At 63.9% G+C, this 26,392-nt stretch carries 28 protein-coding genes and 1 pseudogene; 12 read left to right on the forward strand and 17 right to left on the reverse strand.

Features of this window, described 5'->3' with window-relative positions; genetic code table 11:
* Window positions 1–16: 16 nt before the first annotated feature.
* Window positions 17–466, reverse strand: a complete 450-nt coding sequence (locus JQ600_RS03995) for a nuclear transport factor 2 family protein (RefSeq protein WP_212465211.1) — start codon at window positions 464–466, stop codon at window positions 17–19.
* A 916-nt stretch (window positions 467–1,382) separates the two neighbouring features.
* Window positions 1,383–2,195, reverse strand: a complete 813-nt coding sequence (locus JQ600_RS04000; protein WP_212390477.1) for a hypothetical protein — start codon at window positions 2,193–2,195, stop codon at window positions 1,383–1,385.
* Window positions 2,196–2,329: 134 nt separating this feature from the next.
* Here JQ600_RS04000 and JQ600_RS04005 point away from each other — a divergent pair, with 134 nt between their 5' ends.
* Together JQ600_RS04005 and JQ600_RS04010 are read left to right on the forward strand one after the other, a co-directional pair.
* A complete protein-coding gene (locus tag JQ600_RS04005) occupies window positions 2,330–2,521 on the forward strand; it encodes a hypothetical protein (RefSeq protein ID WP_212489695.1) in 192 nt (63 codons plus the stop codon).
* Between the two features lie 222 nt (window positions 2,522–2,743).
* Entirely contained in the window at window positions 2,744–3,130 is a 387-nt protein-coding gene (locus JQ600_RS04010) for a hypothetical protein (RefSeq protein WP_212390476.1), read from the forward strand.
* Window positions 3,131–3,248: 118 nt separating this feature from the next.
* On the opposite strand, the gene uvrB is transcribed toward JQ600_RS04010, so the two are convergent.
* The 5 genes from uvrB to JQ600_RS04035 all read right to left on the reverse strand — a co-directional run bounded on the left by uvrB (window position 3,249) and on the right by JQ600_RS04035 (window position 9,128).
* The gene (gene uvrB / locus JQ600_RS04015) at window positions 3,249–6,257 is read right to left on the reverse strand and encodes an excinuclease ABC subunit UvrB (protein WP_212390475.1); all 3,009 of its coding nucleotides are present in this window, start codon (window positions 6,255–6,257) and stop codon (window positions 3,249–3,251) included.
* 181 nt (window positions 6,258–6,438) lie between these two features.
* A complete protein-coding gene (locus JQ600_RS04020; protein ID WP_212390474.1) occupies window positions 6,439–6,615 on the reverse strand; it encodes a hypothetical protein in 177 nt (58 codons plus the stop codon).
* Between the two features lie 62 nt (window positions 6,616–6,677).
* Window positions 6,678–6,896 (reverse strand): hypothetical protein, encoded by a 219-nt coding sequence (locus JQ600_RS04025; RefSeq protein ID WP_212270080.1) that lies wholly within the window; start codon window positions 6,894–6,896, stop codon window positions 6,678–6,680.
* A 119-nt stretch (window positions 6,897–7,015) separates the two neighbouring features.
* Window positions 7,016–8,233: an NAD(P)-binding domain-containing protein gene (locus JQ600_RS04030; protein ID WP_212489696.1), complete on the reverse strand. Its 1,218-nt coding sequence runs from the start codon at window positions 8,231–8,233 to the stop codon at window positions 7,016–7,018.
* Window positions 8,223–9,128 carry a LysR substrate-binding domain-containing protein gene (locus JQ600_RS04035; RefSeq protein ID WP_212390472.1) on the reverse strand — a complete coding sequence of 302 codons (906 nt, stop codon included), beginning with the start codon at window positions 9,126–9,128 and terminating at the stop codon, window positions 8,223–8,225. The genes JQ600_RS04030 and JQ600_RS04035 overlap by 11 nt, the downstream gene beginning before the upstream one ends.
* An 89-nt stretch (window positions 9,129–9,217) precedes the next feature.
* On the opposite strand from JQ600_RS04035, the gene JQ600_RS04040 reads away from it, so the two are divergent.
* From JQ600_RS04040 to JQ600_RS04060, 5 genes are all read left to right on the forward strand, one after another.
* The gene (locus JQ600_RS04040; protein ID WP_212390471.1) at window positions 9,218–9,979 is read left to right on the forward strand and encodes a sulfite exporter TauE/SafE family protein; all 762 of its coding nucleotides are present in this window, start codon (window positions 9,218–9,220) and stop codon (window positions 9,977–9,979) included.
* A 23-nt stretch (window positions 9,980–10,002) separates the two neighbouring features.
* Entirely contained in the window at window positions 10,003–10,239 is a 237-nt protein-coding gene (locus JQ600_RS04045; RefSeq protein WP_212270084.1) for a hypothetical protein, read from the forward strand.
* Window positions 10,240–10,380: 141 nt separating this feature from the next.
* Window positions 10,381–11,088, forward strand: a complete 708-nt coding sequence (locus JQ600_RS04050) for a glutathione binding-like protein (RefSeq protein WP_212390470.1) — start codon at window positions 10,381–10,383, stop codon at window positions 11,086–11,088.
* A gap of 149 nt (window positions 11,089–11,237) precedes the next feature.
* Window positions 11,238–11,933, forward strand: a complete 696-nt coding sequence (locus JQ600_RS04055) for a glutathione S-transferase family protein (RefSeq protein WP_212390469.1) — start codon at window positions 11,238–11,240, stop codon at window positions 11,931–11,933.
* A gap of 132 nt (window positions 11,934–12,065) precedes the next feature.
* Window positions 12,066–12,713 carry a VOC family protein gene (locus JQ600_RS04060; protein WP_212390484.1) on the forward strand — a complete coding sequence of 216 codons (648 nt, stop codon included), beginning with the start codon at window positions 12,066–12,068 and terminating at the stop codon, window positions 12,711–12,713.
* 14 nt (window positions 12,714–12,727) lie between these two features.
* On the opposite strand, the gene JQ600_RS04065 is transcribed toward JQ600_RS04060, so the two are convergent.
* The gene (locus tag JQ600_RS04065; protein WP_212390468.1) at window positions 12,728–13,519 is read right to left on the reverse strand and encodes a crotonase/enoyl-CoA hydratase family protein; all 792 of its coding nucleotides are present in this window, start codon (window positions 13,517–13,519) and stop codon (window positions 12,728–12,730) included.
* A gap of 85 nt (window positions 13,520–13,604) precedes the next feature.
* Here JQ600_RS04065 and JQ600_RS04070 point away from each other — a divergent pair, with 85 nt between their 5' ends.
* On the forward strand, window positions 13,605–14,204 hold the full coding sequence (locus JQ600_RS04070; protein WP_212390467.1) for a TetR/AcrR family transcriptional regulator: 600 nt from the start codon (window positions 13,605–13,607) through the stop codon (window positions 14,202–14,204).
* Between the two features lie 135 nt (window positions 14,205–14,339).
* Here JQ600_RS04070 and JQ600_RS04075 read toward each other — a convergent pair whose 3' ends face one another.
* Entirely contained in the window at window positions 14,340–15,056 is a 717-nt protein-coding gene (locus tag JQ600_RS04075; protein WP_212390483.1) for an HAD family phosphatase, read from the reverse strand.
* Window positions 15,053–15,256, reverse strand: a complete 204-nt coding sequence (locus JQ600_RS36675; RefSeq protein WP_249133849.1) for a cysteine-rich CWC family protein — start codon at window positions 15,254–15,256, stop codon at window positions 15,053–15,055. Before JQ600_RS36675 ends, JQ600_RS04075 begins: the two co-directional genes overlap by 4 nt.
* A 100-nt stretch (window positions 15,257–15,356) precedes the next feature.
* On the opposite strand from JQ600_RS36675, the pseudogene JQ600_RS04080 reads away from it, so the two are divergent.
* Window positions 15,357–16,928: pseudogene (locus tag JQ600_RS04080) on the forward strand (DUF1800 family protein).
* A 5-nt stretch (window positions 16,929–16,933) separates the two neighbouring features.
* On the forward strand, window positions 16,934–18,163 hold the full coding sequence (locus JQ600_RS04085; protein ID WP_409410642.1) for a DUF1501 domain-containing protein: 1,230 nt from the start codon (window positions 16,934–16,936) through the stop codon (window positions 18,161–18,163).
* Window positions 18,164–18,343: 180 nt separating this feature from the next.
* On the opposite strand, the gene JQ600_RS04090 is transcribed toward JQ600_RS04085, so the two are convergent.
* The 3 genes from JQ600_RS04090 to JQ600_RS04100 all read right to left on the reverse strand — a co-directional run bounded on the left by JQ600_RS04090 (window position 18,344) and on the right by JQ600_RS04100 (window position 20,979).
* A complete protein-coding gene (locus tag JQ600_RS04090; RefSeq protein ID WP_212390466.1) occupies window positions 18,344–19,285 on the reverse strand; it encodes an aldo/keto reductase in 942 nt (313 codons plus the stop codon).
* 288 nt (window positions 19,286–19,573) lie between these two features.
* A complete protein-coding gene (locus tag JQ600_RS04095) occupies window positions 19,574–20,035 on the reverse strand; it encodes a GNAT family N-acetyltransferase (protein WP_212269252.1) in 462 nt (153 codons plus the stop codon).
* Window positions 20,036–20,166: 131 nt separating this feature from the next.
* A complete protein-coding gene (locus JQ600_RS04100) occupies window positions 20,167–20,979 on the reverse strand; it encodes a PAS-domain containing protein (RefSeq protein ID WP_212269251.1) in 813 nt (270 codons plus the stop codon).
* Between the two features lie 243 nt (window positions 20,980–21,222).
* Here JQ600_RS04100 and JQ600_RS04105 point away from each other — a divergent pair, with 243 nt between their 5' ends.
* Window positions 21,223–21,576, forward strand: coding sequence for a DMT family protein (locus JQ600_RS04105; RefSeq protein WP_212390465.1), 354 nt, complete (start codon window positions 21,223–21,225; stop codon window positions 21,574–21,576).
* A 3-nt stretch (window positions 21,577–21,579) separates the two neighbouring features.
* Here the strand turns inward: JQ600_RS04105 and JQ600_RS04110 are convergent, their stop codons facing one another.
* The 4 genes from JQ600_RS04110 to JQ600_RS04125 form a co-directional block, all read right to left on the reverse strand.
* A complete protein-coding gene (locus tag JQ600_RS04110; RefSeq protein ID WP_212390464.1) occupies window positions 21,580–22,077 on the reverse strand; it encodes a hypothetical protein in 498 nt (165 codons plus the stop codon).
* Between the two features lie 184 nt (window positions 22,078–22,261).
* Complete coding sequence (locus JQ600_RS04115) at window positions 22,262–23,422, reverse strand: PQQ-dependent sugar dehydrogenase (RefSeq protein WP_212390463.1); 1,161 nt, start codon at window positions 23,420–23,422, stop codon at window positions 22,262–22,264.
* 69 nt (window positions 23,423–23,491) lie between these two features.
* Complete coding sequence (locus JQ600_RS04120) at window positions 23,492–23,668, reverse strand: hypothetical protein (protein ID WP_212269248.1); 177 nt, start codon at window positions 23,666–23,668, stop codon at window positions 23,492–23,494.
* A gap of 181 nt (window positions 23,669–23,849) precedes the next feature.
* The gene (locus JQ600_RS04125; RefSeq protein ID WP_212390462.1) at window positions 23,850–24,503 is read right to left on the reverse strand and encodes a glutathione S-transferase family protein; all 654 of its coding nucleotides are present in this window, start codon (window positions 24,501–24,503) and stop codon (window positions 23,850–23,852) included.
* 640 nt (window positions 24,504–25,143) lie between these two features.
* Between JQ600_RS04125 and JQ600_RS04130 the strand changes: the two genes are divergently transcribed.
* Complete coding sequence (locus JQ600_RS04130; RefSeq protein ID WP_212390461.1) at window positions 25,144–26,346, forward strand: pyridoxal phosphate-dependent aminotransferase; 1,203 nt, start codon at window positions 25,144–25,146, stop codon at window positions 26,344–26,346.
* The last annotated feature ends 46 nt before the right edge of the window (window positions 26,347–26,392 follow it).

Below are 26,392 nucleotides of genomic sequence, written 5' to 3' on the forward strand. Positions count from 1 at the left end.
CCCGGAATGACGTCGTCTAGATTTCTACCAGCCTCTCTCCCCTCAGGATCGCGCTGAGATCGCGCTCCAGCACCTGCTCGACCATGTCGAAGGTGTCGATGATCTCGCGGATCTGGGCGATGCGGCCGTCGCGGAAGGTATAAAACGCCGCGATGTCGAACTGCACCATCCGCTGATTGCTGCGCTTGCGGAAAAACACCCGGATGTTCGCCGCCACCCTGTCGCCCTCGGCGACCAGGATCGGCACCTCGCAGCGCATTTCGGAATAGCGGGCGCGGACGGTGGTCCACATCTCGCGCATCGCGGCGGTGCCCCGGCGATGACCCATGTGGGGAAGCAGATCGACCGGGGCGTTGGCGACGAACGCGACATCGTCGGTGCAGCGCGCCAGCGACCCCTCGATGTCGCCGGCATAGTAGACGTCCAGGAAATTCAGTAGGCGCTGCCGATGCAGGTCCGCGGTCATCCAGTCTTTCTCCGCCGAGTTTCAACCTGCCCCGCGGCGGCCGATCCCACAGCGAACGCCATAACACAGCGGCCGATCCGCAAAAGCAGGCACAAAGTCTGACGTCGCCAGCGTGGAAACGGTTCACTACCGTGAGCTGTGGTTGGTCAACCTGCGCTTGTCCTGGCCGGCGCGGCTAAGCTGGTTTCGAATTTCAAACAGCCTGGACGACGCGGATATAGTTTCGCATTCTCGCGACGCATTGCGCCCGAGCTTTGCTGGAAACTTCTCGCCCTCGAATTCAGAGGGCGCAGGGAATGCCGGATGCGCGCTGCACCCGCGGTCTCATGTGCGATTGTGCATAAGAGTGCTGCACATGAGCATACAGGGCAGCGGAGAGCATCCGACATTCCCTGCGCAATGGCTTTACGGCTTATAGCGTGCTCTCCCCGGTGAGACGGCCTCTATTGCCACCGTCACCCCTCGGAAGCGTTAGCTTCTTCAGAGCTTGACGCCGTTACGGGCGCCAGGACCACACGCCTTCACCGTACGCATCAGCCGCGACCGTCAATCGCAACGTCAACGTCCACCGCATCCCCGCCCCTCGTCATGACGACGGCCGACGCCCCTCTGAGTGGGACGGGATGGCTATTGATGTGCAGGTGATTTGGGGTGGAAGGAAAGAGAAATATTTTTGATTTTCGGAAATTTTGGACTTGACATGATTTCCGTAAATCAGAAGTGATTTGCCCGTCGTGCCGTTTTGCCGCGGTTGGTCGCCATTGAAGCCGTCGTCCCGGCCTAGTGCGCAATTGCGCACGGGGGCCGGGACCCATACCCACCAGCGGCAATTGGTACAGACGCTGGTCGTTATCTTCCTTCTTCACCAACGTCCGCCGCGGCGTATGGGTCCCGGCCTTCGCCGGGACGACGTAAGTCACTCCTGCGGCGTCACCTTGCGCGTGACGAGATCGATGATGAATTTGCCGCGCTTCTCGTAGCCTTCGGGCACATAGGCCTCGCCGCGCGAGAGCTTGCCGAAAATTTCCTTCGGTTTGGGAAACCCCTTGCGGCAGGCCTTCCCGATTGTTGCCGCGTCGGCATGGCGAACCGTCACGGTCACTGTCTGCGGCCGCGGCCCGGCCTTGATGTCGGAGATCTCGAAATATTTCGAACGTTCCTTGCAGGTGACGACGTTGGCGCCATAGGCGCGGATGGAATCCACCGCGGTCACGAGGAAGTCCGGCGAAATGCTGACGTTCCTGCTGTAGTCCTGGGTGAACACGAACTCCGCGACGCCGGTTTCCAGATTGCCCTGGCCGATATGGCCGGTGATGCACATCAGCCAATCCTGTTGCGCGCTCCTGGACAGGGTGATGCAGTCATTGACCTGCGAACCCGGCTGAAAGCTCCTGAAGATGGTCTTGCCGCCGCTCTGCTCGAACACGACGGCGCCGCCATTATCGGTCGCGTGCGGCTCGCATCCGCTCTCGTAATTGACCACCAGCAGCGGATTGCCCGCGGCGATGAACCTTCCGCTATGGCGATCGCTGGTCAGCTTGACGTCGCACGCGCGGTCTCCCGCGTCCGGATAATTCCTGGCCCGCGTGCAGGTCGATTCCTTGATATCGGCGGCGTCGCAAAACGTCGACAGCAGCGCACGGTCGGCATCGTCAGCGCGAGCCGGGCTGGCGAACAGGCAGGCGCCGGCAAGGGCCAGCGCGACGACGGCAGGAAACTGTTTCGGCATCGGGCGGATCATGCTTTCGGTCGGCGGGAACAATTAGCTCATGTCGGCTTGGTCGGTGCAAGGCGGGGCGGCGTTCACGCCGGGAACGAGTACGGCCTGTCCCGCGTTTCTCCTGCCATACAATGGAGAATCTGATGACCAAACCGCTTGAAAAAACCATTACGCCCGTTCCCGAGGAGAACAGGAGTCACAAGGGCGCCGGCAGCACGCCGACTGTGCCCGTCGATACCACCAAGGGCCATCGCGACGACGAGAAGAACAACATCCGCGAGCAGGGCGACCACGGGAATATGACGCAGAACACGAGTAATCGACGGTCGGGCTGAAGAAGGGCGCGCTCCACCACACTTTGTCATTCCGGGGCGCGCGTAGCGCGAACCCGGGATCCATAACCACGATGGTTAGTATGGATTCCGAGCTCTCGCTTCGCGAGCCCCGGAATGACGGAGTGCTTGGCCAATCCGTGACACGCATCACGTCTCACCCCGGCACAACCACCTATCCTGGCGGCATCAACGTCCCCAAGGGGACCACAGGAAGCCGCCGCCATGAACGCCATCACCGCTCCAAAATCCAGCTCGCGGAACCGTCTCGAAGGTTTCGTGCTGACCGCGCTGTTCCAGGGCTTCCCCACCTTCGCCGCCGCCGCGCTGATGCTCAAGCTCGTCGGCAGCCGCGAAATCGTCGGCCAGCGCTACGGCGCCGCCATCTTCGTCGTGCTGGCCGCGCTGTTTTACGCGCTGTTCACGCCGTGGCTCGCACGCAAATTCCCGAAGCGGTTCGGGCAGGGCTTCGAACCGCTGTTCTTCGACGCCAGCCTGTCCTTTATCGAAAAGATCGCGCGCTGGCGGACCCAGCCGGTGACCTCGCTGCAACTGGTAACCAACGTGATGCTGCTGTCGCTGCTGGCGGTGGGGATCGCGAGCGTGGGGTAGGGCTCGTCATTCCGGGGCGATGCGAAGCATCGAACCCGGAATCCATTACCACGATTGTGAGTATGGATTCCGGACAGCCGCTTCGCGGCTTCCGGAATGACGACTTAATGATTGATCGCTACCTCTTCTTCCACCCACCCCGATGCCCCGGCGCACCGCCGCTCGAACGCGGAGCCGGGCCGAACTCGGGGCCTGATTGCCGCGAGTCGGTGGGTTGGAAGATTTTGGTGCTGCCGCCGATGTCGGGTTTGCGCGGCTTGGCGCCGCTGGGGCGGTAGGGCAGGGATTCCGGGCCGTGCATTTCGTCGAGGTGGGGTTTGTGGACTTTGGAGGCACTGCCGCTGCCGACAGATTTCACCCCACCCCGCGCGCCTGCGGCGCGCGACCCTCCCCCTCCAGGGGAGGGTGAAGAGAAGCCGCCGCGCTTCTTCGAGGCGCTCGCCGGCAAATTCGCGGAGTCGCCGTATTTCTTCGTGCCTGCATAGGCACCAGCCTTTGCCGCCACGCCGCGCTGCTTGATGGTGGGATCGTCCACCACCGCAAGCTCTGTCGCGCGGAGGCGTTTGACTTCGTCGCGGAGGCGGGCGGCTTCCTCGAAGTTCAGGTCGGCGGCGGCTTCGCGCATTCTTGTTTCGAGATCGTTCAGCACGGTCTCGAAATTGTGGCCGATGCTGATGACGTCGTCGGCCATGCCGCCGTCGCCGATTTCCACCAGCACATGGTCGCGCTCGTAGACGCTGTTCATGATGTCGCCGATGGATTTCTTGATGCTTTCGGGCGTGATGCCGTGGGCGGTGTTGTATTCGACCTGCTTTTCGCGGCGGCGGTCGGTCTCGGCGATGGCGCGCTCCATCGAGCCGGTCATCTGGTCGGCATAGAGGATCACCTTGCCGTCGACGTTGCGCGCGGCGCGGCCGATGGTCTGGATCAGCGAGGTCTCGCTGCGCAAAAAGCCTTCCTTGTCGGCGTCGAGGATCGCGACCAGCGCGCATTCGGGAATGTCGAGGCCCTCGCGCAGCAGGTTGATGCCGACCAGCGCGTCGAACGCGCCGAGGCGGAGATCCCTGATGATCTCGATGCGCTCGATGGTGTCGATATCGCTGTGCATGTAGCGCACGCGAATGCCCTGTTCGTGCAGATATTCGGTGAGGTCTTCCGCCATGCGCTTTGTCAGCACCGTGATCAGCGAGCGATAACCGGCCTGCGCGGTGGCGCGGACTTCGCCGACGAGATCGTCCACTTGCGTGCGGGCAGGGCGGATGTTGACCGGCGGATCGATCAGGCCGGTGGGGCGGATCACCTGTTCGACGAACACGCCGCCGCTCTCGTTCAGCTCCCAGCCCGATGGCGTCGCCGACACCGCGACCGATTGCGGGCGCATCATGTCCCACTCTTCGAAGCGAAGCGGGCGGTTGTCCATGCAGGAGGGCAGGCGGAAACCGTATTCGGCCAGCGTCGCTTTGCGCCGAAAATCGCCTTTGAACATGGCGCCGATCTGCGGCACGGTGACGTGGCTTTCGTCGGCGAAGACGAGCGCGTTGTCGGGGACGTATTCGAACAGCGTCGGCGGCGGCTCGCCAGGGCGGCGACCGGTGAGGTAGCGCGAGTAGTTCTCGATGCCGGCGCAGCTTCCCGTGGCTTCCATCATTTCGAGATCGAACGTAGTGCGCTGCTCCAGCCGCTGCGCTTCCAATAGCCGGCCCTGGTTGTTGAGCTGGTCGAGCCGCAGCTTCAGTTCGGATTTGATCGACTTGATCGCCTGCACCAGCGTCGGGCGCGGCGTCACATAGTGCGAATTGGCGTAGATCTTGATGAATTCGAGATCGTCCTGCTTGTGGCCGGTGAGCGGATCGAACTCCTCGATATTTTCGACGGTGTCGCCAAACAGGTTCACGCGCCAGGCGCGGTCTTCATAGTGCGCCGGAAAAATGTCGATGACGTCGCCGCGCACGCGAAAGGTGCCGCGGGTGAAATCGGCCTGGGTGCGCTTGTATTGCAGCGCGACGAGGTCGGCGATCAATTGCCGCTGGTCGATGCGCTCGCCCTTCTTCAGCGCGAAGGTCATCGCGGTGTAGGTCTCGACCGAGCCGATACCGTAGATGCACGACACGGACGCGACGATGATGACGTCGTCGCGCTCCAGCAGCGCGCGCGTCGCCGAATGGCGCATGCGGTCGATCTGCTCGTTGATCGAGGAGTCCTTTTCTATGTAGGTGTCGGTGCGCGGCACATAGGCTTCGGGCTGGTAGTAGTCGTAGTAGGAGACGAAATACTCCACCGCGTTGTCGGGGAAGAAGCTCTTGAACTCGCCATAGAGCTGCGCCGCCAGCGTCTTGTTCGGCGCCAGGATGATGGCGGGGCGTTGCGTCGCCTCGATTACCTTGGCCATGGTGTAGGTCTTGCCGGAGCCGGTGACGCCGAGCAGCACCTGGGTGCGGTCGTTGCGCTGAATGCCCTCGACCAATTCCTTGATCGCGGTGGGCTGGTCGCCCTTCGGCTCGTACTCGGACTTGATCTCGAAGCGCACGCCGCCTTCGGACTTCTCCGGGCGGGGCGGGCGGTGCGGCGTCCAGACCTTCACGCCGCCGCCTTCGCCCTTGAATTCGGGCCGGCCCTCGCGGATCAGATCTTCCAGCGCATCGGCCGTGGCCTGCACGCCGAGCGCCTCCATCTTGTTGCGCGGCGGCCGCGCCAGCGCAGCGGCGTCCTCCTCCTCGGTGGTGAAGCCGAATTGCTTGGCGAGTTCCGGATCGAGCGTCGGGATCGTGGCGGACGTGCCGTAATTGGCTTGCGGGGCTTCGTCGAGGCCGTCCGGGCTTCGTGCGCCCGGCGGCTGCGGATTCGGGCGCAGCGGTTGCGGATAGGGATCGGCGGAACTCGGCGGAAAATTCTTCGGCGTCGACGATCGCGCGCGATGCACGGCGGCTTCGCCGCCGGAACGGCGGTCCTTCGAATTATCCGGCGGGGGCTGCAGGCCGGTGCCCGAGCCCATGCCGGCATCGCCGCGGTTGATCGCGGGATTGAGCAGTTCCGCCAAAGCGGGACCGATCGGCTGAACTTCCGGCCGGTGAGCTTTGGATTTCGGGGTTTTGCCTGATTTTTTTGGGGAGTCGGGTTTCTTCGCCATGGGGCGAATATGGGGCCAATCGGCGCGCGAAAAAAGGGCAAAGCCGGTGTTGATTCACCTCGTCATGCCCGGCCTTGTGCCGGGCATCCACGTCTTGGCTGCAGTGTGAAAAAGACGTGGATGGCCGGGACAAGCCCGGCCATGACGGTGTTGACTATTCCAATGTCAGCAGATGTCAGCGTCAGGCGAAGACGTCGCTGGAATCCACAACCGTCGCGGCAGGTGAATCCGCCTGGACGATGTCGAGATGGATGCCGCCGCACTTCGTGCAGCGCATGGTCCAGTATTCGGCGCCGGCCTTGCCGGAGATGATGCGCAGCACGGCGAGGGCGGCGCTGCATTGCGGGCAGTTCGACATCACCTGCCTGGATGGCTGCGCCGGCGGATTTGGTTCGGGGGACTGTATCGCAGCCGCCTGTTTCAGAGCGACGCCGCCGTGTAGCGCTGCCGGTTGTGGTCGATATGGGCTTTCGCATCCGCGATCGCCGCTTCCGGATCGGACCATGCAAAGCCGACTTCGAGCGTCGGAAACGACAAGCCATCGATGACGACCGGCGCGAGATCGGCTCGTTGTATCCTGGCGTGCCATTGCCCGCTCCCCGCTTCGAACGACTGAATTTCAAAGCCGCCGTAAATCATGGCTGAACTCCCGGGATCACGATCGCCCCCGCGATCATCCGGGCCTGAGCAGACCATGGATTTTCGACGGCCGGTGTGAACCGGTTCACATCTCGCGGATTTTTGCGGAAGCGGGAACTTCAGCGGCGGGCGGCAATGTGATCGGCGAGCACGGCGGCATCGTCGCCGACGCCCGACAAAAAGGCGGAATACAGCTTCGACAGATAGGGCAGGCCGAGGAAGTAGAGCCCCGGTACCTCTGACACGCCACCCCGATGGACCGGTTCCCCGCTGCCATCCCTGACCGGAAGGTCGATCCAGCTGAAATCGACGCCGTAGCCGGTGGCCCAGACCACCGCTTGGATCTCTTCCTTGCCGAGGTCGAGGCGCCGGATCGGGTCGGTGACGCAGGGCGGGTCGGCCAGCACGGTACGGGCGGCGGGGTCCGCGGGCAGATGGAGGCCGTGCTGTTCGACATGCGCGTCCAGCATGTCGAGGAAGCCGGCATGATAGAGATCCCCGTTGGCGAGATTTTCGGCGAGACCAGGGGCAATATCGAGCACGCCGTCGCGCGCCGCCTGCACCCGTCCCAGCAGCGTGATGCCGTCGGCGGCGAATCGACGGAAGTCGATGGTGTAGCCGCCATAGGCGCCCGTGATCGACGGGTTGACCCGGATCGGCCCACGCTGCTCCGCCGTCATGTCGAACAGGCGAAGGGCGCCGAACCACCAGGTCAAATCCTGACCACGATAGCGGCGCGGCATGCGGGTGTGCTGGCCGACCGAAAGAAAAACGCGGCGGCCGGCGCGATGCAGTTCGTCGGCGATCTGCGCGCCCGACGCGCCCGCGCCAACCACCAGCACGGCGCCCGGTGGCAGCTGGCCGGGATTTTTGTAGCCGCTGGCATGGACCTGAAACACCGGATCATCGCGCAGCAGATCCGGCATCAGCGGCTGCTGATAGGGCCCGGTCGCGACCACGACGTTGTTGGCCTCGATGGTGCCATCCGTGCACTCGGCGATAAAGCCGGCGTCGCCGCGCTTCAAATGCGTCACCTCGACGCCGCAGCGGATTGGCGGCGCGATGAATTCCGCAAAGGCGTCGATGAACTCCACGATCTCGCATGATGTGGCGAAGGCGTCGGGATCGCTGTGCGGAAAGGCAAAATCCGGCAGTTGCACCGACCAGTTCGGAAACTGGAATTTCAGCCCGTCCCAGCGCTCGCTGCGCCAGCGCTCGGCGATGCGCGCCCGCTCCAGCACCAGATGCGGGATGCCGCGCTGCTTGAGCCGGTAGCTCATGACAAGCCCGGCCTGGCCGCCGCCGATCACAAGCGTGTCGATGCGTTCAATTGGCATGGCGCGGGCCCTTGCGGCGGGCGGCGGGTTCGGCGGCTGCGCGGATGATCCAGCGCCGGAACGCGACGAAGTCGCGCTGGCCGGTGCGGAATTCGCGATAGACCAGGTACCAGCGCATGCCCTTGGGCACGCTCTGCGCAAACGGCGCCACCAGCCGCCCGGCTGCAAGGTCGTCGTCGATATAGGGGCGGATGCCCATCGCGATGCCGAGGCCGTCGACCGCGGCCTGCAGCGCCTGGCCGTAGAATTGAAACTCCGGTCCGCGCGCGCTGACGCGGGCGACGCTTGCCGCCTTCAGCCATGACGGCCAATCGTCGGGCGAATGCGCGACGCGCAGCAGCGTGGGCCCCTTCAGATCGCCGGGCCGCTTGAGCGAGCTGGCAAGGCGGGGCGCGCAGACCGGCAACAGGTCAGCCGCGAACAGCGGCTCGGCGATCAGCCCCGGCCATTCGCCGTCGCCGAGCTGGATGCCGCAGCTCCAGTCCTCGCCGAACGGCGCGGCCGCGCCGCCGGTGGTGATGCGCACGTCGATATTGGGTTCCTGCTTGTGGAAATCCGCCAGCCGCGGGATCAGCCAGCGCATCGCAAAGGTCGGCCCGACGCCGATGGTCAGCACGCGGACGGAGGAGGGCGCGGTGACCTGCGCGGTCAGGCTCGCCAGCGCGTCGAAGATCGGCGTCAGCCCGCTCTGATAGGCGCGCCCGGCGGCCGTCGTCACCAGGCGGTTGGCCTTGCGCTCGAACAGCGCCACCCCGAGCCGGTCTTCCAGAAGATGCACCATCCGGCTGACTGCCGCCGCCGAGACGTTGAGTTCGCTACCTGCCGCCGCAAAGCTGCCGCTGCGCGCCGCGGCTTCGAACGCCTTGATGCCGTTGAGGAAGAGCAGCCGCCGCATATAACCCTCAGGAAAACTGATGCCAGGGCAAGATAACTCAGTTTGCACGCGCCGTCCAAGCGCGGCAAAACAGTAACAAGGAGATTTCGATGACGCCGCTTTTGATCGCAGCACTTGGCTTGTTGATGGTCGCGACAGCTTTCCTGTCGGGCCTGTTCGGCATGGCCGGCGGCATGATCCTGATCGGCGTGCTGCTGGCTTTGATGCCGCTGCCGACGGCGATGGTGCTGCATGCGATCACGCAAATGGCGTCCAATGGCTGGCGTGCCTTCCTGTGGCGCGCGCATATCCGCTGGCGGCCGGTGTTCGTGTATCTGATCGGCTGTGCGCTGGCGCTCGGGCTCTGGTCGCTGACCCGCTACGTGCCGGACAAGCCGATCGCGCTGCTGCTGCTCGGGGTCACGCCGTTCATGGCGCGGCTGATGCCGGCGAATCTGAAGCCGGACCCTGACAGCATCTGGCAGGGCAGTTTCTACGGCTTCATCTGCATGGGCCTGATGCTGATGACCGGTGTGTCCGGCCCATTGATGGATACGTTCTTCCTCGGCGGCAAGTTCGACCGCCGCGAGATCGTCGCGACCAAGGCGACCTGCCAGGTCGCGAGCCATCTCGTCAAGCTGGTCTATTTCGGCGGCATCATCGATCAGGCGGCGACGCTCGATCCGGTGCTGGCGCTGGTTGCGATCGCGGCCTCGATGCTCGGCACCACGCTGGCGCGGCGCATCCTGGAAGCGATGAGCGACGCGCAGTTCCGCACCTGGGCCGGACGGCTGATCACGACGGTCGCCAGCTATTACATCCTCTATGGCGGCTGGCTCTTGGTCACGCGCTCGAGCGCGATGGCTTTCTAGTCGAGATTTTGAAGGAGGGCCCGATGACCGAGACGACAGACGCACTGGTGCTCGATCTCGTCGAATGGGTGGCGCGCGAGCCGCGGCTTTATGCCGAAGTGATCGAGACCTGGCGCACCTCATGCCCGCGGCTGACGATCTGGGAAGACGCGGTGGATCGCGGCTATGTCGCGCGCCAGCCGGTCGAGGGCCTGGGCGTGCGCGTCGCGATTACCGAAGGCGGCAAGAATTTGCTGCGGGAACACGGCCGGGCGAACTGATCCTTTCGCGCGCGTGCGGGAAGTCATCACATTCGCGCGCTCGGGACCAATTCCATTGACTTCACGGCGCGACCCGACCACATTCATGCATCCGCATCCTTTTTGCGATGCGTGCAATTTCCTTAACGCGGGACCGTGCCAATGATCGACCTTCATTACTGGACCACGCCGAACGGCCACAAGATCACGATGTTCCTCGAAGAGACCGGGCTGAAGTACAAGATCTTCCCGGTGCAGATCGGCAAGGGCGAACAGTTCAAGCCGGAGTTTCTGGCGATCGCGCCGAACAACCGCATTCCCGCGATGGTCGATCATGAGCCGAAGGGTGGCGGCAAACCGATCTCGGTGTTCGAGTCCGGCGCGATGCTGCTGTATCTCGCCGAGAAGACCGGAAAGTTCCTGCCATCAGATCTCTATGGTCGCTACGACGCGATCCAGTGGACGTTCTGGCAGATGGGCGGGCTCGGGCCGATGGCCGGGCAGAACCACCATTTCCGCAACTACTCGGTAGAGAAAATCAAGTACGCCATCGACCGCTATGTGAACGAGACCAACCGGCTCTACGGCGTGCTGAACAAGCGTCTCGCCGACCGCGAATTCATCGCCGGTGATTACTCGATCGCCGACATGGCGAGCTATCCCTGGATCGTGCCCTACAAGAACCAGGAACAGAACATCGACGACTTCCCGCATCTGAAGCGCTGGCTGGAAACCATCCGCGCACGGCCCGCGACCGAACGCGCCTACGCGCTGGCCAAAGAGGTCAATCCGAATTTCGGCCAGCCGGTCAACCGCACCGAGGAAGAGCGCCGGGTGCTGTTCGGCCAGACCGCGGCGGTGGTAAGGTAGGTTTGCGCGCTTGTCATACGCGGGCTTGACCCGCGTATCCATCTTCCCTGAAAAAGGATGGATTGCCGGGGTCATAGGCGAGCGGAAGCGACGCCGTCCTTCAGACGGCTATGCCCGGCAATGACGACAGCGACGCGCGAGACCAACTCATGACTCTCAAACTCTTCGAACTCGTCGGCGCCGACGCCGCGCGCCCGTTCAGTCCGTACTGCTGGCGGACGCGGATGGCGCTGGCGCATAAGGGGCTTTCCGCGGAAACCATCGCGTGGTGTTTTACGGAAAAGGACGCGATCGCGCCGCACGGATCCGAAAGGGTGCCGGTGCTGCTCGACGGCGACACGTCGGTCGTCGATTCCTGGACGATCGCGAACTATCTCGAAGACAAATTTCCGGACCGGCCGTCGCTGTTCGGCGGCGAGGGCGGCCGCGCGATGGCGCGCATGCTGAACTGGTGGGGCGATGTCACCGTGATCGGCGGCCTGTCTCCGATGATAGTCGCCGACATCCCCTTGAACCTGAAGCCGGTGGACGCCGCCTATTTCCGCAAGTCACGGGAAGTGCGCTTCGGCAAGCCGCTGGAAGAGGTGGTGGCCGGCCGCGACGAGACAGTCGAGGGCTTTCGCAAATCGCTCGATCCATTGCGGCTGACCTTGAAGACGCAATCCTATCTCGGCGGCGGGCAGCCGAACTATGCGGACTACATCGTGTTCGGCGGGTTTCAGTGGGCGCGCGTGGTCAGCCCGTTCAAGCTGCTTAAAGAAGACGATCCGGTCTATGCCTGGCGCGAGCGGCTGCTCGACGCTTTCGACGGCATGGCGCGCAAATCGCCGGGGTTTGCGGTGTAGGTTCCGGCGCGCGACAGCCCGCTTGACAGAAACCGGTCGTCTCCGTCATTCTTGCCGGGCTGCATGTAGGGCGCATCGGCTTTCGCCGAAGGGGCAATGCCCACCTACGTAACGTCAACCGTAGCTGCGCCCATGCCGAATCTCGAAAACCTCAGGAAGCAGGCCAAGCTCGTTCTGCGCTGGCATCGTGACCGCTATTATCCGGTCGCGGCCCAGATCAGGTCGGGGCTGCCTCGCTATGGCCAAATGACTGATTCCGAAATCCTCGCGCGACGCTTCAAGCTCGGCGATGCGCAGGAACTGGTCGCGCGGCAGCATGGCTTCGAGAACTGGCAGGCGCTCAAGACAGGACTCAACACCATGTCAGATCATGCAGCCGTCATTTCCACCAAAGCCGTCATATCAGCCGCCGAGCCGCAACTTTTCGTCGCCGATATCAAGGCTTCCTGTGATTTCTTCACCGGCAGGCTCGGCTTCACCGTCGCGTTCACCTATGGCGAGCCGTCGTTCTATGCACAGGTGAAGCGCGATGGGGCGCGGCTCAATTTGCGTTGCGTCGAGGCGGCGGTGATTGATCCCGGTCTGCGCGACCGCGAACAATTGCTCTCTGCTTCGCTCACGGTCGCGACGGCGGAAGCGATCAAGCAACTCTTCCTCGAGTTCCAGGCCGCGGGTGTCACGTTCTTCCAGACACTCAAGCGAGAGCCATGGGGCGCCAGGGATTTCATTCTGAAAGATCCAGACGGCAATCTGCTGCTGTTTGCCGGGCCGGCGGAGTAGTCCGGCAACCAACATCACCGGCCGCGATAGCTCGGCGGCCGCCGCCCGATCCACGCGGCCAGGCCTTCGCGGATGTCGCTGGTCGGCACCATGGCGGCGAACTGCTCGCTCTCGACTTGCAGTCCTTCGCCGATGGCCATGTTCAATCCTCGGGTGACCGATGTGATGATGCTGCCGACCGCAAGCGGCGAGTGACGCAGGATGCGACCTGCCAGTTCGCGCGCCGCCGGCAGCAATTCATCATGCGGCACGACTGAATTGACGAGCCCGATCTCCAGTGCCCGCGCGGGCGAAAAGGCATCGCCGGTCAATAGCAGTTCCAGCGCGCGCTTGCGCCCGGCCAGCCGCGGCAGCCGCTGGGTTCCGCCAAAGGTCGGCGGCATGCCGAGATTGATTTCCGGTTTTGCAAATTGCGCCCGGTCGCTGGCGATGGCCAGATGCACCGCCTCGGTGATCTCGCAGCCGCCGCCGAACGCGATGCCATTGACCGCGGCGATCACGGGTTTTCGGAATGCTTCAAGGCGCGCGGTCATCGCCTGTCCGCGCCGGACGAAGTCACGTATCGCCGCATTCGGGCCCTCCCGAACGCTGCCCGAAAACTCCTTGATGTCGGCGCCTGCCGAGAACGCCCGCTCGCCCGCGCCGGTGAGGATCACCGCGCCAATGCCGGCGTCGGTCTCGATACGATCGAGCGCGGCCATCAAACGATCAATCAGATCGTAATTCAGCGCGTTGAGCTGGGCGGGCCGGTTGAGCGTGATCAGCGCAATCCCGTCTTTGGTTTCGAGCAGCACGGCGTCGGACATGATGGTCTCCGCAAATGTCGGTGTCGGTGGCACCTTAGGCGCGGCATCAGATTGTGTATATTCACTGGTCGGTATACATAGAGACATGGCGAGATCGGAAACCCCCACCCGCGAGCGGATCGTTTCGGCGGCAAACGCGCTGTTCTACGCCGACGGTATCCGCGGCGTGAGCGTCGACGCGGTGGCGGCAAAGGCCGGCGTCACCAAGCGGACGCTGTACTATCATTTCAAGAGCAAGGATGACCTCGTGGCGGCCTATCTTGCCGGCCGCGACCAGCCCAATCTCGCGCTGTTCAAGCAATGGTTCGCGGAGGCCGACGGCGGATTGCCGGTAAAAATTGAACGGATTTTTCGCAATCTCGCCCGCTCGGCCCGGCATCCCAAATGGAAGGGGTGCGGCTTCCTGCGCACCTCGGCGGAGCTGGCCAACATGCCCGGCCATCCCGCGATGAAGATCGGCGCCGCCCACAAGAAGAAGTTCGAGCACTGGCTGCGCGCCACGTTCGAGGCCGCCGGGATCGCCGAAGCATCGCAGCTCGCCCGGCAGATATTGCTGTTGCTGGACGGATCGTTCGCGGTCGTTCTTCTGCACCGTGATCCCAGCTATATGGAGACCGCAGGTCAAGCCGCGCATGCGCTGACCAAGGCGGCACTGCCGGGGCGGGGGAAGCCGCGGGCGCGGTAGTCGCCAGCGGCCCGGACCTCTCAACGAGTCGTCCCGGCCTAGTGCGCAATTGCGCACGGGGGCCGGGACCCATACCGCGTGATCTACCGATTGATGCACTGTGGCCGACGCCTTTCGCAAAACAAGCGTTGGTGGCTATGGGTCCCGGCCTTCGCCGGGACGACGCAAGAATTTCGAATGCAACCCACCGCGCGTTCGCAGCACCTCAAGCACCTTGCCAAGATCATCCACCACCGCCGCACATCGCGCGCGCGACTCGTCCGTCGGCGGCACCATATCAGGCACCATGATCGTGATCGCGCCCGCGGCATGCGCGGATGTCACGCCATGATTGGAATCCTCGACGGCCACGCAGAACTCCGGGTTCAGGCCGAGCCTGGACGCCGCCAGCAGATACAGATCAGGGCTCGGCTTGCCGCGCGTGACGTCGTCGCGAGTCAGGATATGGTCGAAACGGCTGCGGATTCCGGCCAGCGTCAAATGCGCATCCGCCGTGTGCCGCGACGATGAGGTCACGATCGCCATCGGGCATTCGCTTCCCTGCAACGCATCGAGCAAGTCGACGGCGCCGCGCTTCAGCGGCAGGCCGGGGCTAAGAATCTCGTCGCGCCGTGCGATGAAGGCCTCGTTGATCGCGGGCAGCGGAAAGTCCTCGCCATAGCGGGCATGGAGCATGGCCTCGCAGTCCGGACCGGGCAGGCCGACCATCGCATGGCACAGCGTCTCGACATCATCGGTATAACCGAACGCGCCGAGCGCCGAGACCAGGCTGTCGAAGTAAACCCGCTCGGTGTCGAGCAGCGTTCCATCCATGTCGAGCAGAACGGCCCGGACGTCCCATTCGCCGGTCACGTCGCGGCCGCGCTCGAGGCGCTCGCCGCCGCCTTGCGCAGGCAAGCCGGGCACAGGCAATCGCTGCCGTCCAGCGGCATCGGCATCCGGAACGTTTCCTCGCTGCACCAGCACGGCCCGGACAGGCTGCAGGAGAACTCGGTGCCGCAGCCGGCGCAGGCGAGGCGCCGCGAGGGAGGATTGTCTGACCGATTTGGCATGAAACGGGGCGTTTTCTAACCGGGTTTTAATTCGGGGTTCATCCCGAAAGGCGTTATGATCGCGCAGATCATATACCGGGGACGTGCTGAGGGAAATCCGATGGCCCGCGATTCGCAAGCCGCATTGGTGGCGCTCACTCGCTTCGGATTCGGCGCGCGCGGCGGCGCATCCGGCGATTTCGTCAACGCGGCTTCTGATCCCCGTGGCTTCGTCAAGGCGGAGATGAGCCGCCCCAATGGGGTGCTGCTCGAAGTGCCCGGCCTGTCGTCGACCTCGGCGCTCGGCAAGGCGGTGTTCGACTATCAGTTCGAGATCCAGCAGGCGCGCGACGCGGCTTCTAAATCCGCGCCGTCAGCCGCGACCGAAGGGCCGCAACCGCCTGTCGATGCGAAAGGGCAACGGCGAAACCTGTCGCTCAACAGCATTGCCATGGACATGGCGCCGAGGGAGCTGCCGGCGAAGCCGCAGGAAAACGCCGCCGCGCCGAACGCGTCGCCCGCGGCAATGTCTCCCGAGACGACGCAGCCAAATGCGCCGAGACCGCCGCCGCAACCGCTCAACATCATCCAGAAGACGTTTCGGGCCGAAGCGCTGGCGCGGCTGCAGCGGGCCATCATCGCCGATTGCGGGTTCACTGAGCGGCTTGTCGTGTTCTGGTCCAATCATTTTTGCATCTCCGCCAACTAGGGCGGGGTGGCGCGGATGTGGGCGGGCTCGTTCGAGCGTGAAGCGATCCGGCCCTTCGTGCTCGGACGCTTCGGCGACATGCTGAAGGCGGTCGAGCAGCATCCGGCGATGCTGTTCTTTCTCGACAACCAGCAATCGCTGGGTCCGGATTCGCGCGCCGGGAAAAACCGCAACCGCGGCCTGAACGAAAATCTCGCGCGCGAAATCCTGGAGCTGCATACGCTCGGCGTCGGCGGCGGCTATTCGCAGGACGACGTGACGTCGCTGGCGCGGATCATCACGGGGTGGACCTATGCCGGACGGCAGGGCCAGCTCGGCGCGCCCGGCACCTTCGTATTCAACGCCAATGCGCACCAGCCGGGCGCGCAGCGCGTGATGGGCAAGAGCTACGAGTCCAATGGCGTGGTGCAGGGCGAGGCGGTGCTGGCGGATATCGCGCGGCACCCCTCGACCGCAAAATTCATCGCCACCAAATTCGTCCGTCATTTCGTCGCCGACGATCCGCCGCCGGCGTTGGTGGCGCGGCTGGCCGATGTATTCGGCAAGACCGACGGCGATCTCAAGGCGCTGGCGACGGCGCTGGTTGATTCCGACGAAGCCTGGAAGGCGCCGCTGACCAAAGTGCGCTCGCCGTATGAATTCCTGGTCGCGAGCGGCCGCTTGCTGGCGCAAATCCCCGGCGATCCCGGCCGCTATCTCAACGGTCTCAACGTGCTGGGTCAGCCATTATGGGCGCCCGCCGGCCCGAACGGGTTTCCCGACAGCAACGCGGCATGGGCGGCCCCTGAAGGCATGAAGTTGCGGCTCGATATATCGGCGCAGATCGCCTCGCGCCTCGCCGACACCATCGATCCGCGCGACCTGCTTGAACTCGTCGCTGCGGACGCAGCGTCGATGGAAACAAGGCGCACGGTCGAGCGCGCGGAATCGCGGCAGCAGGCGCTGGCGCTATTGCTGATGTCGCCGGAATTCCAGAGGAGATGACGCCAATGGAAACGAGCATGGACTGCTGCGAAAGCCCGACATCCCCCTCGCGCCGTGCCGTGCTGCTCGGTGGCGCTTCCTTTGCGGCCTGGGCTTATTTGCCGAAATTCGCGCGTGCTGCCGATGGTCGCGATCCACGTCTGGTTGTCGTCATCCTGCGCGGTGCGCTGGATGGCCTTGCGACCGTCGCCCCCATCGGCGACCCCGATTATGCCGGCCTGCATGGCTCGATCGCGCTGAATTCGAGCGGACCCAACGCCGCGCTGATGCTGGATTCGTTCTTCGCGCTGCATCCGGCGATGCCTGAATTCGCGCGGATGTACCGCCAGAAGCAGGCCGCGGTGATTCATGCGGTCGCGACCTCCTATCGCGAGCGCTCGCATTTCGACGGGCAGGATGTGCTCGAAAGCGGCTTTGCCGGTCCGGGCCGGGTGCAATCGGGCTGGCTCAACCGCGCGCTGGAATCATTGCCGAAGGGCGAACGCGTGATGAGCGCGCTCGGCGTCGGCCCAGCCACGCCGCTGGTGCTGCGCGGCGCGGCGCCGACCGTCGGCTGGACCCCGGTGGCGCTGCCGCAGGCCGCCGAGGACACCGCAATGCGCCTGATCGAACTCTATCGCCACCGCGATCCGGCGCTGGCGGCGGCGCTGACGCAAGGGCTCGCGCTCGACAAGGCCGCGCAAGGCGACGACATGAAGCCGAAGCCGGGCACCAATGGCGCAGGTGCGATGCGGCTGGTGGCGCGCGGCGCCGCCAAGCTGATGGCGGCCGATGACGGCCCGCGGATCGGCGCGCTCGCCTTCGACGGCTGGGATACCCACGCCAATGAAGGCGGGCCGGTCGGACGTCTGGCGCAGTTGCTGTCGGGCCTGGACGGCGCGCTCGCGGAATTCGAAAGTGGCTTAGGGGCACGCTGGCGCGACACCGTCGCGGTGGTCGTCACAGAATTTGGCCGCACCGCGCGCATCAACGGCACCGCAGGCACCGACCATGGCACCGGCACCGTGGCGCTGCTCGCCGGCGGCGCGGTGAAGGGCGGCCGGGTGATCTCGGACTGGCCCGGCCTGAAGGTAGCCAATCTCTACCAGGCCCGCGACCTCGCCCCGACCACGGACCTCCGCGCCATCATGAAAGGCGTGCTGCAGGATCAGTTCGGCCTGGCCGAGCGTGTGCTGGCGGAAACGGTGTTTCCGGACAGCGCGTCAGTGAAGCCGATGAAGGGATTGGTGGGGTAGGGCGGCGCCACTGACAGTGTCGTCCCGGCCTTGAGCTCAGATGCGCAATTGCGCATCGGGGGACCCATACGCCGCGGCCCATCGGTGAGATCGCCGGCGTTAGCGACCTTCTGCAACAATAACGGCCGCGGCGTATGGGTCCCGGCGTTCGCCGGGACGACACCGTTTATGTTGCCTCCACTACCCCTTCGTAATCGCATCGATCTCCGCCAGTTCCTGCACGCTCAACTGCCAGCTGATCGCTTTTACGTTCTGCTCGACCTGTTCGACGCGGGTGGCGCCGGCGATGACACTGGAGACTTGCGGGTGCGAGGCGAGCCAGGAGAAGGCGAGCTCGAGCATGGTATGGCCGCTCTTGTCGGCGAAGGCCTGCAGCTTCTCGACGATGTCTTCATTACGCGGCGTGACGTAACGCTCCTTGAGCGCGGGGGCTTTTGCAAAACGCGTGTCGTCGGGCGCGGCGGCGCCGCGCTTGTATTTACCGGTGAGCAAGCCGCTTGCCAGCGGGAAGAACGGCAGCAGGCCGAGCTTGTATTCCTTCGCGGCCGGCAACAGATCCTTTTCGATGTCGCGCACCACGAGGCTGTATTCGTCCTGGCAGGAGACGAAGCGGTTGACGTTCATCTGCCGCGCGACCAGTTCGGCCTCGGCGATGCGCCAGGCCGGAAAATTCGAATTGCCGATGTAGCGGACCTTGCCCTGGCGGACGAGATCGTCGAGCGCGCGCATGGTCTCCTCGATCGGCGTCAACGGATCGTAATCGTGCTGCTGGTAGAGATCGATGTAGTCGGTCTTCAGCCGTGTCAGGCTGGCCTCGACCGCGGACATGATGTAGCGGCGCGAAGCGCCCTGCTTGGTGCCGTCCGTGCTCATCGGCTTGGAATATTTCGTCGCCAGCACGATGTCCTTGCGGCGGTCGCCGAGCACGGTGCCGAGCACGGTCTCGGAGCCGCCCATCCCGGCATAGATGTCGGCGGTGTCGAACAGGGTGATGCCAAGGTCGATCGCCTTGTGGATCACCTTGCGCGATGTTTCGAGGTCGGTGCGCTGGCCGAAATTGTTGCAGCCGAGGCCGACGGCGGAAACGCGCAGGCCGGAGCCGCCGAGATTGCGAATTTGCATGGGAGATCCTGTGGGGTGGGGCGAGGAGGCCGCATTGTGGCCCGCGCCCCCCTCAGCCCGCAAGATGCGGTCTGACCGCGCACGGCATGCCTGAGCAGCAGTTCCGGCGTAGCTCGGCGTAAAGGGTATGAAAGTGCTGCGAAAAAAGATGCGGCCCCGGTCAGACGCGGCGACTGACGGGGGCCGCTGGGGGCGCGTGATCCGAGACGGGGGGCCTGATCAAACGCAGGCGCAACCTAACCGGGCTTTGTTACGCCCCGGTGACATCTGGATTTATCCACAGGCTGTTCAGAACACCTTGCGATAGACGACAATCCCGGTCTTCTCCGCCACCTTGTCGTAAAGCTGCATCGCGGTGTGATTTGTGTTGTAGGTGAACCAGTACACGCGCGGCGATCCGGCGAGCCTGGCCTGTTCGTAGACGCCGTTGATCAGCGCGCGGCCGACACCCTTGCCGCGCGCGGCTTCGCTGGTGAACAGATCCTGCATGTAGAACGTCGGCTCGATCGCGGTGGTTGAGCGGTGAAGCAGATAATGTGCCAGCCCGAGCAGTTCTCCGTCGCGTTCGGCGACCAAAGCGTGCACCGGCTCGTAGGCATCGAAGAAGCGCGCCCAGGTCATCGCGGTGATGGCGGGATCGAGCGCGGTCGGTCCCGTCCGCTCGTAGAACGCGTTATAGCCGTCCCACAAAGGCAGCCATTTTGCGTAGTCCTGTCTCGTGACAAAACGAATCGTTACATCGCCGGGCATGTTTGATTCCGTATTCGGCAAGGGAGCTTCGGGAAGGGAGCGGCGTCGTCGACGCGCTGGCTGATAGCGCCAGCCTACAGGCGCCACCGCAACGGATCAATCGGGAGAGAGGCTTTGCCGCGTCGCTGCTGCTATTCGGCGGCGCGCAGGTGCCGCGCCAGGCTGCGTTCGCCGCCGCCGCGCAGCGAACGGTAGTAGTCGGCATTGCCGATGTCGTCGGTATGGCGGACGAGGTCGGTGACCGGCGTATAGCTCAGCATGCGCCCGCCATCGGGCAGCGCCGTGCAGGAAAAGCGCAGTACCTGCCCGTCAGCCATCTTGATGTTGATCGGCGTGGAATCGCCGGCCCGCATCATCTCAGTGCGCTGCGCGATGAAGAGGCTCAATTCGTCTTCCGGCAACTCGTAGGCGCCGGTGTCGCGGCCGTGATACATCAGCGCGATGAACGGCGGCTTGGCGTCGGCCTGCTCGTCGGACAGCGAAAAATAGTCGCGAAAGGCACGGTTGATGAATTCGGCGCGGGTGTCGGAATCGAGCAGCACGATTCCGATATCGACCTGGTCGAGCGCGGCCGACAGCCGCATCGCGGTGGCATGGTGCTTCTGCTCCCAGGCGAAGGCGTCGATCCATTTTTGCCGCAGCAGGCCGGTGATCACAGCGGTTCCGACCGCGGTCGCCGCCAGCAGCAGCATGCGCATCAGGTCGGAGGCGTCATAACCCGGCACGGCGCGATGGTTGAGGAAGAACAGCGCCGAGGACACGACGGCAATCGCGGCGCTGGTCAGGCCGGAGGCGAGCCCGCTGATGGAACTGGCCAATGCCACGATGCAGACGAACAGCGGTGCGGGGTTCGGGACCGCAATGACATAACGGTCGACCAGGAAGGCGGCGAGCGCCGTCGCTGTCGTCAGAGCCGGACCGGAGATGGCGCGCCAGTCGAACATGCCGGTTCTCGCTGCCTCCCAAGGCGTTGATCGAGCGGCCGTTTGAGGCCGTCCCGTTGCGTCGAGAATAAGGCACGCAGTGTGACGGATGTTTCATTTTGCGGCGGGTTTTCTTTTTCTTTCATTAAGACAGGGTTGACTGCCTGCGCAAAGCTTTCGCGTTTTTGAATTCAAATGCTATGCGAAACGGCTGGAACCGGGCTCCGTGCCCGCTTGTTAGCGCACGTAATTCATGAGGACATGATGCCGACCGTCTCCCCGCAGATCCTGCCGATATTGATGCTGTTTGCCTCCAACGTCTTCATGACCTTTGCCTGGTACGGCCATCTCAAATTCAAGCAAACCCCGCTGGTGCTGATCATTCTGGCGAGTTGGGGGATCGCGTTTTTCGAATACTGGCTGGCGGTGCCGGCCAACCGCTGGGGCAGCGCGGTCTATTCGGCAGCCCAGCTCAAGACCATGCAGGAAGTGATCACGCTGGTCGTGTTCGCGGCATTTTCGACGCTGTATCTGAAGGAGCCGCTGGCCTGGAATCACGCTCTGGGTTTTCTCTTGATTGCCGGCGGGGCATTTTTGATTTTTCACAAATGGGGCTAACTCTCAAAGACCGGTGATCGAGCGATAGTGATCGAGCAGGCTCTTGCCGGAATCATAGATGATGTTGGCGATGCGCCAATCGTCGTCCGGACCGATGACGTGAACCAGGATCCGGTGCGGCTGGCCGCGATGCTCGATCTCGACGCGGATGGTGGCCGGCCCCATCTCGTCGCCGGAATGGTGCTCGACCTTGCCGACCTTGATCTCGGCGCCCGGCAGCACGCCCCAGCCGAAGAAGGCGTTGAGCAGCGGGCCGATCGTCTGGTTCTTCGGATATTGCCGCGGCGCCTGCATCAACCGGCGCATGCCGGGCGAGAACAGCGCGTGGAAGGCGTCGTTGCCAAGCGGGGTCTTGGCGGCGTGCAGGCGCGCCTGCTTGTAATAGGTGGTTTCGACGAATTCCCTGACGCTGAGGCCGCCGCATTCGGCGCGGCCGGGCCGCGTGGCGGCGAGCAGTGTCAGGGCTCCCGACATGACGAAAACAAACTGGCGCCGGTTCATGCGTTGCGTGTCCGAAAACTGTTGGACCTTGCCTTTGGTCGCAGCTTCCCGTTCACGCGTTCATCCGCGTTTGGGCGTATAGAGCGTTTTCCAGCGAAGTGGATACCGGTTCGCGTCAAGAAAACGCGTCAAAACAAGAATCTAGAGAGCCGTTCCGATTCCATCGGAACGGAAAAGGCTCTAGTCACTTTGCAGAGGGCGTCACCCGCAGGATCCGTCCGTTGGAGCTGTCGGTCAGCAGCCACAGGGCGCCGTCCGGGCCTTGCCTGACGTCGCGAATCCGCTCGTGCAGATTTTGCAGCAGGCGCTCTTCGCCCGCGACGCCATTGCCGTTCAGCGACAACCGCACCAGCATGCTGCCGGACAGCGCGCCGACGAACAGGCTGCCGGACCATTTTGGAAACAGCTTGCCGGTATAGAACAGCATGCCGGATGGGGAGATCGACGGCACCCAGTATTTGACCGGCTGCTCCATGCCGTCTTTGGCGGTGCTTTCATGGATCTTGCCGCCGCTGTATTCGAGGCCGAAGCCGATCACCGGCCAGCCGTAATTCTTTGCCGTCCTGATGATGTTGAGCTCGTCGCCGCCGCGTGGGCCGTGCTCGACTTCCCAGACGTCGCCCGACGCCGGGTTGATCGCGAGGCCCTGTCCGTTGCGGTGGCCGTAACTCCAGATTTCCGGCTTGGCGCCGGCGCGGCCGATGAACGGGTTGCCGGCGGCGGCCGATCCATCCGGTGCGATCCGGATCACCTTGCCGAGATGATTGCCGAGGTCCTGGGCCTGCTCGCGATGTGAACCGTGGTCACCCAGCGTCACGAACAAATTGCCGTCGTCGGCCTGCGCGATGCGGCAGCCATAGTGGTTGCCCGACGACAGCGGCCCTTCCTGGCGGAAGATGATTTTGGTTTCGTCGAGGCGGCCGCCGCCGTCGTTGAGTTTGGCGCGCGCGATCGCGGTGCGGCCGCCGCCGCCGGTCCGCTCCGCAAAGCAGAAATAGATCGTCTTGTTTTGCGCATAGGATTTGTCGATCGCGACGTCGAGCATTCCGCCTTGGCCGGACGCCCACACGTCGGGCACGCCCTTGAGCGGCGGCGACAGCTGCCCTTCCGCGGATACTACTCGGATTCGGCCTGGCCGTTCGGTCACCAGCATCCTGCCGTCGGGCAGGAACGCCAGCGACCACGGATTGACCAGACCCCTTGCGAAGGTGCGCACTTCGAGTCCGCCGGCGGACGACGGAAACTCCGTCTCTTCGCCGCGGGTGCCGGTGGCGATCACCAAGGTCGCGGTCAGCAGGATCGCTGCCGTCAGCGCCACGGTCACAAGTCCGACAGGTGTCTTCATCTTCGTCCGCCCGCGATGCCAATCATCGCGCGTTGCTCTCGGAAAAAGTCCAAACAGGAAATGCCGGAGTCACGCCGGAATCGGCATGGCCATGGTCACCTTGATCGAGAGCACTGTCAGCGTGACGACGAGGCACAGCGACAGCGTACCGATCGCAAGAGAGGCGGCAATGGCGTTGGTCAGTCGGGCGGAAGCGACTGGCGCAGGGCGGCTTTCGAAGCCGGCCGTGCCGGGCGACCGTATCATGGGTCTAATTCCTTCAAGACGCGGGCGAATCACCCGCGACATCGGGAAGTTCACAATTGTGGCCGGCAATATTGGGGCGCGAGAGTGCCAAAAATGGCGAAATCACGGCAAAGGTTAACGTTATTCCCGCTGTCCTTAACCTTTGGACGCCTCTTCAAGCGAACGTGAATCCGTCCGCGCCTCAAGCTCCGGCGGCGACGCTGGCGGGATCATCGACCTCGGCATCCGGCCGCCAGTCCATGGTCACGAAACCGGGGTTCTGTTCGATCCGCCGCAGCCAGGCGCGGATCGCGGGGAAGGTCGCCAGGTCAAAGTCGCAGCGGTCGGCGACATGGGTGTAGCCGTACAGCGCGATGTCGGCGACCGTGAGCTGGTCAGCGGCAAAATAGGCCCGGGTCTTGAGATGGTTTTCCATCACCTGAAGCGCGGCATAGCCGCGCTCCATCCAGTCCTCCAATGCGTGGGTCTGCAGGTCGCGGCCGCCCTTGACCAGCGACAGCCAGAAATAGGCCGCGCCGAGATTGGGCTCCAGCGCGTGCTGTTCGAAGAACATCCACTGCAGCGCCTCGGCGCGCTCGACCCGCGATTCCGGCGCCAGCGAGGTGCCGCCGGCGACGTACCACAGGATGGCGTTGGACTCGGCGAGGTAGCGTCCCTCGGCGACTTCCAGCAGCGGCACCTGTCCGCTCGGGTTCATCGCCAGAAAATCCGGCGTCCGGCTTTCGCCGCGCAGGATGTCGACTTCGATCGCGCAATACGGCGCTTTGAGCAGCGACAGCGCAAGGCGGACCTTGTAGCTGTTGCCGGAGCGCTGCATCGAATAGAGCTTGTACATCGTATGAATTTCAATCGATCCGTTGGACGTCTGTCGCGCGCGGATCGCCGCAACGCGGCTAAACAATGATGCCGTTGGGGGTGCGTCGCAAGGCCCGCATTATGGAAAAAGTCGAAAACCTCTACTGCACTGCACGCGCGCAGAACGCCATGCCTCGACGCAGGGATCACGTGGTCGGGATTTGTGATCGGAACGCTCCAAGCTTTCGCGATATTGCCGATACGTGCAGGCGCGGATTTTGAAATCTCTGCGAGATGGATCGACGTCTATTCTGAATTGACCTCGGAGCAATCGCGGCACCTGATCGCGTCGGAGGGCCAGACCCCGGCGCGGCGTGCGGGCCGGGGATGATCAGGCCATCGTCCAAGCCCATCGTCCAAGACCGTCGCCAAGACCGTCACCAAGTCCGTCCCGGCCGCGCCGGTTTCCTTGGCCAGATATGAGTCATTTCGGCGCAGAATTTTTCCAAATATTGCGCCGATCGGGCCTGCGACCCCGTAAAATTTGAGCCTTTCGGGCCAAGCTTCTTGCGATGCGGCGCTGAGCGCTTTAGGGTGCGCCGATCCCAACATTTGGAATCACGGATCATTCCCGAAACGGGCACACGTGTGCCCACACATGCCATTCCTAGGAGATGATGATGCCTTTTCTGTCCGCTGCGCTCGACCGTGTGAAGCCGTCCGCGACGATCGCGGTCACGGATAAAGCACGCGCGCTGAAAGCGGCCGGCCGCAACGTCATCGGCCTTGGCGCCGGCGAGCCCGATTTCGACACGCCCGCCAACATCAAGCTGGCGGCGATCCACGCCATCGAGGCCGGCAAGACCAAGTACACCGCGGTCGACGGTATTCCCGAGCTGAAGGAGGCGATCATCGCCAAGTTCCAGCGCGAGAACGGCCTGACCTACAAGCCGAACCAGGTCATCATCGGCACCGGCGGCAAGCAGGTGCTCTACAACGCGCTGATGGCGACCATCAATCCGGGCGACGAGGTCATCATCCCGGCGCCCTATTGGGTGAGCTATCCGGAAATGGTGGCGCTGGCCGGCGGCGTGCCGGTCTCCGTAGTGTGCACCGTGGCGCAGGGCTTCAAGCTGCAGCCCGACGCGCTGGAAAAAGCGATCACGCCGAAGACCAAATGGATCATTCTCTGCTCGCCGTCGAACCCGACCGGCGCGGCCTACTCGCGCAGCGAGTTGAAGGCGCTCACCGACGTGCTGGTGAAGTATCCGCACGTCTGGGTGATGACCGACGACATGTACGAGCACCTGGTCTATGACGACTTCGTGTTCACCACGCCGGCGCAGATCGAACCGAAACTGTACGACCGCACGCTGACGGTGAACGGCGTGTCGAAGGCCTATTGCATGACCGGCTGGCGCATCGGCTATGCCGGTGGCCCGGCCGAACTGATCAAGGCGATGGCGACGATCCAGTCGCAATCGACCTCGAACCCGTCGTCGATCTCGCAGTGGGCCTCGGTCGAGGCGCTCAACGGTCCGCAGGACTCCATCCCCGCCAACAACAAGGTGTTCAAGGAACGCCGTGACCTCGCGGTGTCGATGCTGAACCAGGCCAAGGGCATCGAATGCCCGCGGCCCGAGGGCGCGTTCTACGTCTATCCGTCCTGCGCCGGCACCATCGGCAAGACTGCGCCGTCCGGCAAGGTGATCGCGAATGACGAGGACTTCGTCACCGAGCTGCTGGAGACTGAGGGCGTTGCCGTGGTGCAGGGTTCCGCGTTCGGACTTGGCCCGGCGTTCCGGATCTCCTACGCCACCAAGACTTCCGATCTCGAGGACGCCTGCAAACGCATCCAGCGCTTTTGCGGTAATTTGCGGTAGAGCGTTTTCGAGCGAAGCATGCCCTCGGACTTGATCCGGGGGTGGA

Origin of the sequence: Bradyrhizobium sp. AUGA SZCCT0176 (assembly GCF_018130145.1) — a bacterium.
Classification (GTDB): Bacteria; Pseudomonadota; Alphaproteobacteria; order Rhizobiales; family Xanthobacteraceae; genus Bradyrhizobium.

What these genes read in the sequence shown, in the direction of transcription:
- JQ600_RS03995 (WP_212465211.1), bottom strand. Translation starts at nt 466, where the DNA reads ATGACCGCGGACCTGCATCGGCAGCGCCTACTGAATTTCCTGGACGTC.
- JQ600_RS04000 (WP_212390477.1), bottom strand. Translation starts at nt 2,195, where the DNA reads ATGCCGAAACAGTTTCCTGCCGTCGTCGCGCTGGCCCTTGCCGGCGCC.
- JQ600_RS04005 (WP_212489695.1), top strand. Translation starts at nt 2,330, where the DNA reads ATGACCAAACCGCTTGAAAAAACCATTACGCCCGTTCCCGAGGAGAAC.
- JQ600_RS04010 (WP_212390476.1), top strand. Translation starts at nt 2,744, where the DNA reads ATGAACGCCATCACCGCTCCAAAATCCAGCTCGCGGAACCGTCTCGAA.
- uvrB (WP_212390475.1), bottom strand. Translation starts at nt 6,257, where the DNA reads ATGGCGAAGAAACCCGACTCCCCAAAAAAATCAGGCAAAACCCCGAAA.
- JQ600_RS04020 (WP_212390474.1), bottom strand. Translation starts at nt 6,615, where the DNA reads ATGTCGAACTGCCCGCAATGCAGCGCCGCCCTCGCCGTGCTGCGCATC.
- JQ600_RS04025 (WP_212270080.1), bottom strand. Translation starts at nt 6,896, where the DNA reads ATGATTTACGGCGGCTTTGAAATTCAGTCGTTCGAAGCGGGGAGCGGG.
- JQ600_RS04030 (WP_212489696.1), bottom strand. Translation starts at nt 8,233, where the DNA reads ATGCCAATTGAACGCATCGACACGCTTGTGATCGGCGGCGGCCAGGCC.
- JQ600_RS04035 (WP_212390472.1), bottom strand. Translation starts at nt 9,128, where the DNA reads ATGCGGCGGCTGCTCTTCCTCAACGGCATCAAGGCGTTCGAAGCCGCG.
- JQ600_RS04040 (WP_212390471.1), top strand. Translation starts at nt 9,218, where the DNA reads ATGACGCCGCTTTTGATCGCAGCACTTGGCTTGTTGATGGTCGCGACA.
- JQ600_RS04045 (WP_212270084.1), top strand. Translation starts at nt 10,003, where the DNA reads ATGACCGAGACGACAGACGCACTGGTGCTCGATCTCGTCGAATGGGTG.
- JQ600_RS04050 (WP_212390470.1), top strand. Translation starts at nt 10,381, where the DNA reads ATGATCGACCTTCATTACTGGACCACGCCGAACGGCCACAAGATCACG.
- JQ600_RS04055 (WP_212390469.1), top strand. Translation starts at nt 11,238, where the DNA reads ATGACTCTCAAACTCTTCGAACTCGTCGGCGCCGACGCCGCGCGCCCG.
- JQ600_RS04060 (WP_212390484.1), top strand. Translation starts at nt 12,066, where the DNA reads ATGCCGAATCTCGAAAACCTCAGGAAGCAGGCCAAGCTCGTTCTGCGC.
- JQ600_RS04065 (WP_212390468.1), bottom strand. Translation starts at nt 13,519, where the DNA reads ATGTCCGACGCCGTGCTGCTCGAAACCAAAGACGGGATTGCGCTGATC.
- JQ600_RS04070 (WP_212390467.1), top strand. Translation starts at nt 13,605, where the DNA reads ATGGCGAGATCGGAAACCCCCACCCGCGAGCGGATCGTTTCGGCGGCA.
- JQ600_RS36675 (WP_249133849.1), bottom strand. Translation starts at nt 15,256, where the DNA reads ATGCCAAATCGGTCAGACAATCCTCCCTCGCGGCGCCTCGCCTGCGCC.
- JQ600_RS04085 (WP_409410642.1), top strand. Translation starts at nt 16,934, where the DNA reads ATGGAAACGAGCATGGACTGCTGCGAAAGCCCGACATCCCCCTCGCGC.
- JQ600_RS04090 (WP_212390466.1), bottom strand. Translation starts at nt 19,285, where the DNA reads ATGCAAATTCGCAATCTCGGCGGCTCCGGCCTGCGCGTTTCCGCCGTC.
- JQ600_RS04095 (WP_212269252.1), bottom strand. Translation starts at nt 20,035, where the DNA reads ATGCCCGGCGATGTAACGATTCGTTTTGTCACGAGACAGGACTACGCA.
- JQ600_RS04100 (WP_212269251.1), bottom strand. Translation starts at nt 20,979, where the DNA reads ATGTTCGACTGGCGCGCCATCTCCGGTCCGGCTCTGACGACAGCGACG.
- JQ600_RS04105 (WP_212390465.1), top strand. Translation starts at nt 21,223, where the DNA reads ATGCCGACCGTCTCCCCGCAGATCCTGCCGATATTGATGCTGTTTGCC.
- JQ600_RS04110 (WP_212390464.1), bottom strand. Translation starts at nt 22,077, where the DNA reads ATGAACCGGCGCCAGTTTGTTTTCGTCATGTCGGGAGCCCTGACACTG.
- JQ600_RS04115 (WP_212390463.1), bottom strand. Translation starts at nt 23,422, where the DNA reads ATGAAGACACCTGTCGGACTTGTGACCGTGGCGCTGACGGCAGCGATC.
- JQ600_RS04120 (WP_212269248.1), bottom strand. Translation starts at nt 23,668, where the DNA reads ATGATACGGTCGCCCGGCACGGCCGGCTTCGAAAGCCGCCCTGCGCCA.
- JQ600_RS04125 (WP_212390462.1), bottom strand. Translation starts at nt 24,503, where the DNA reads ATGTACAAGCTCTATTCGATGCAGCGCTCCGGCAACAGCTACAAGGTC.
- JQ600_RS04130 (WP_212390461.1), top strand. Translation starts at nt 25,144, where the DNA reads ATGCCTTTTCTGTCCGCTGCGCTCGACCGTGTGAAGCCGTCCGCGACG.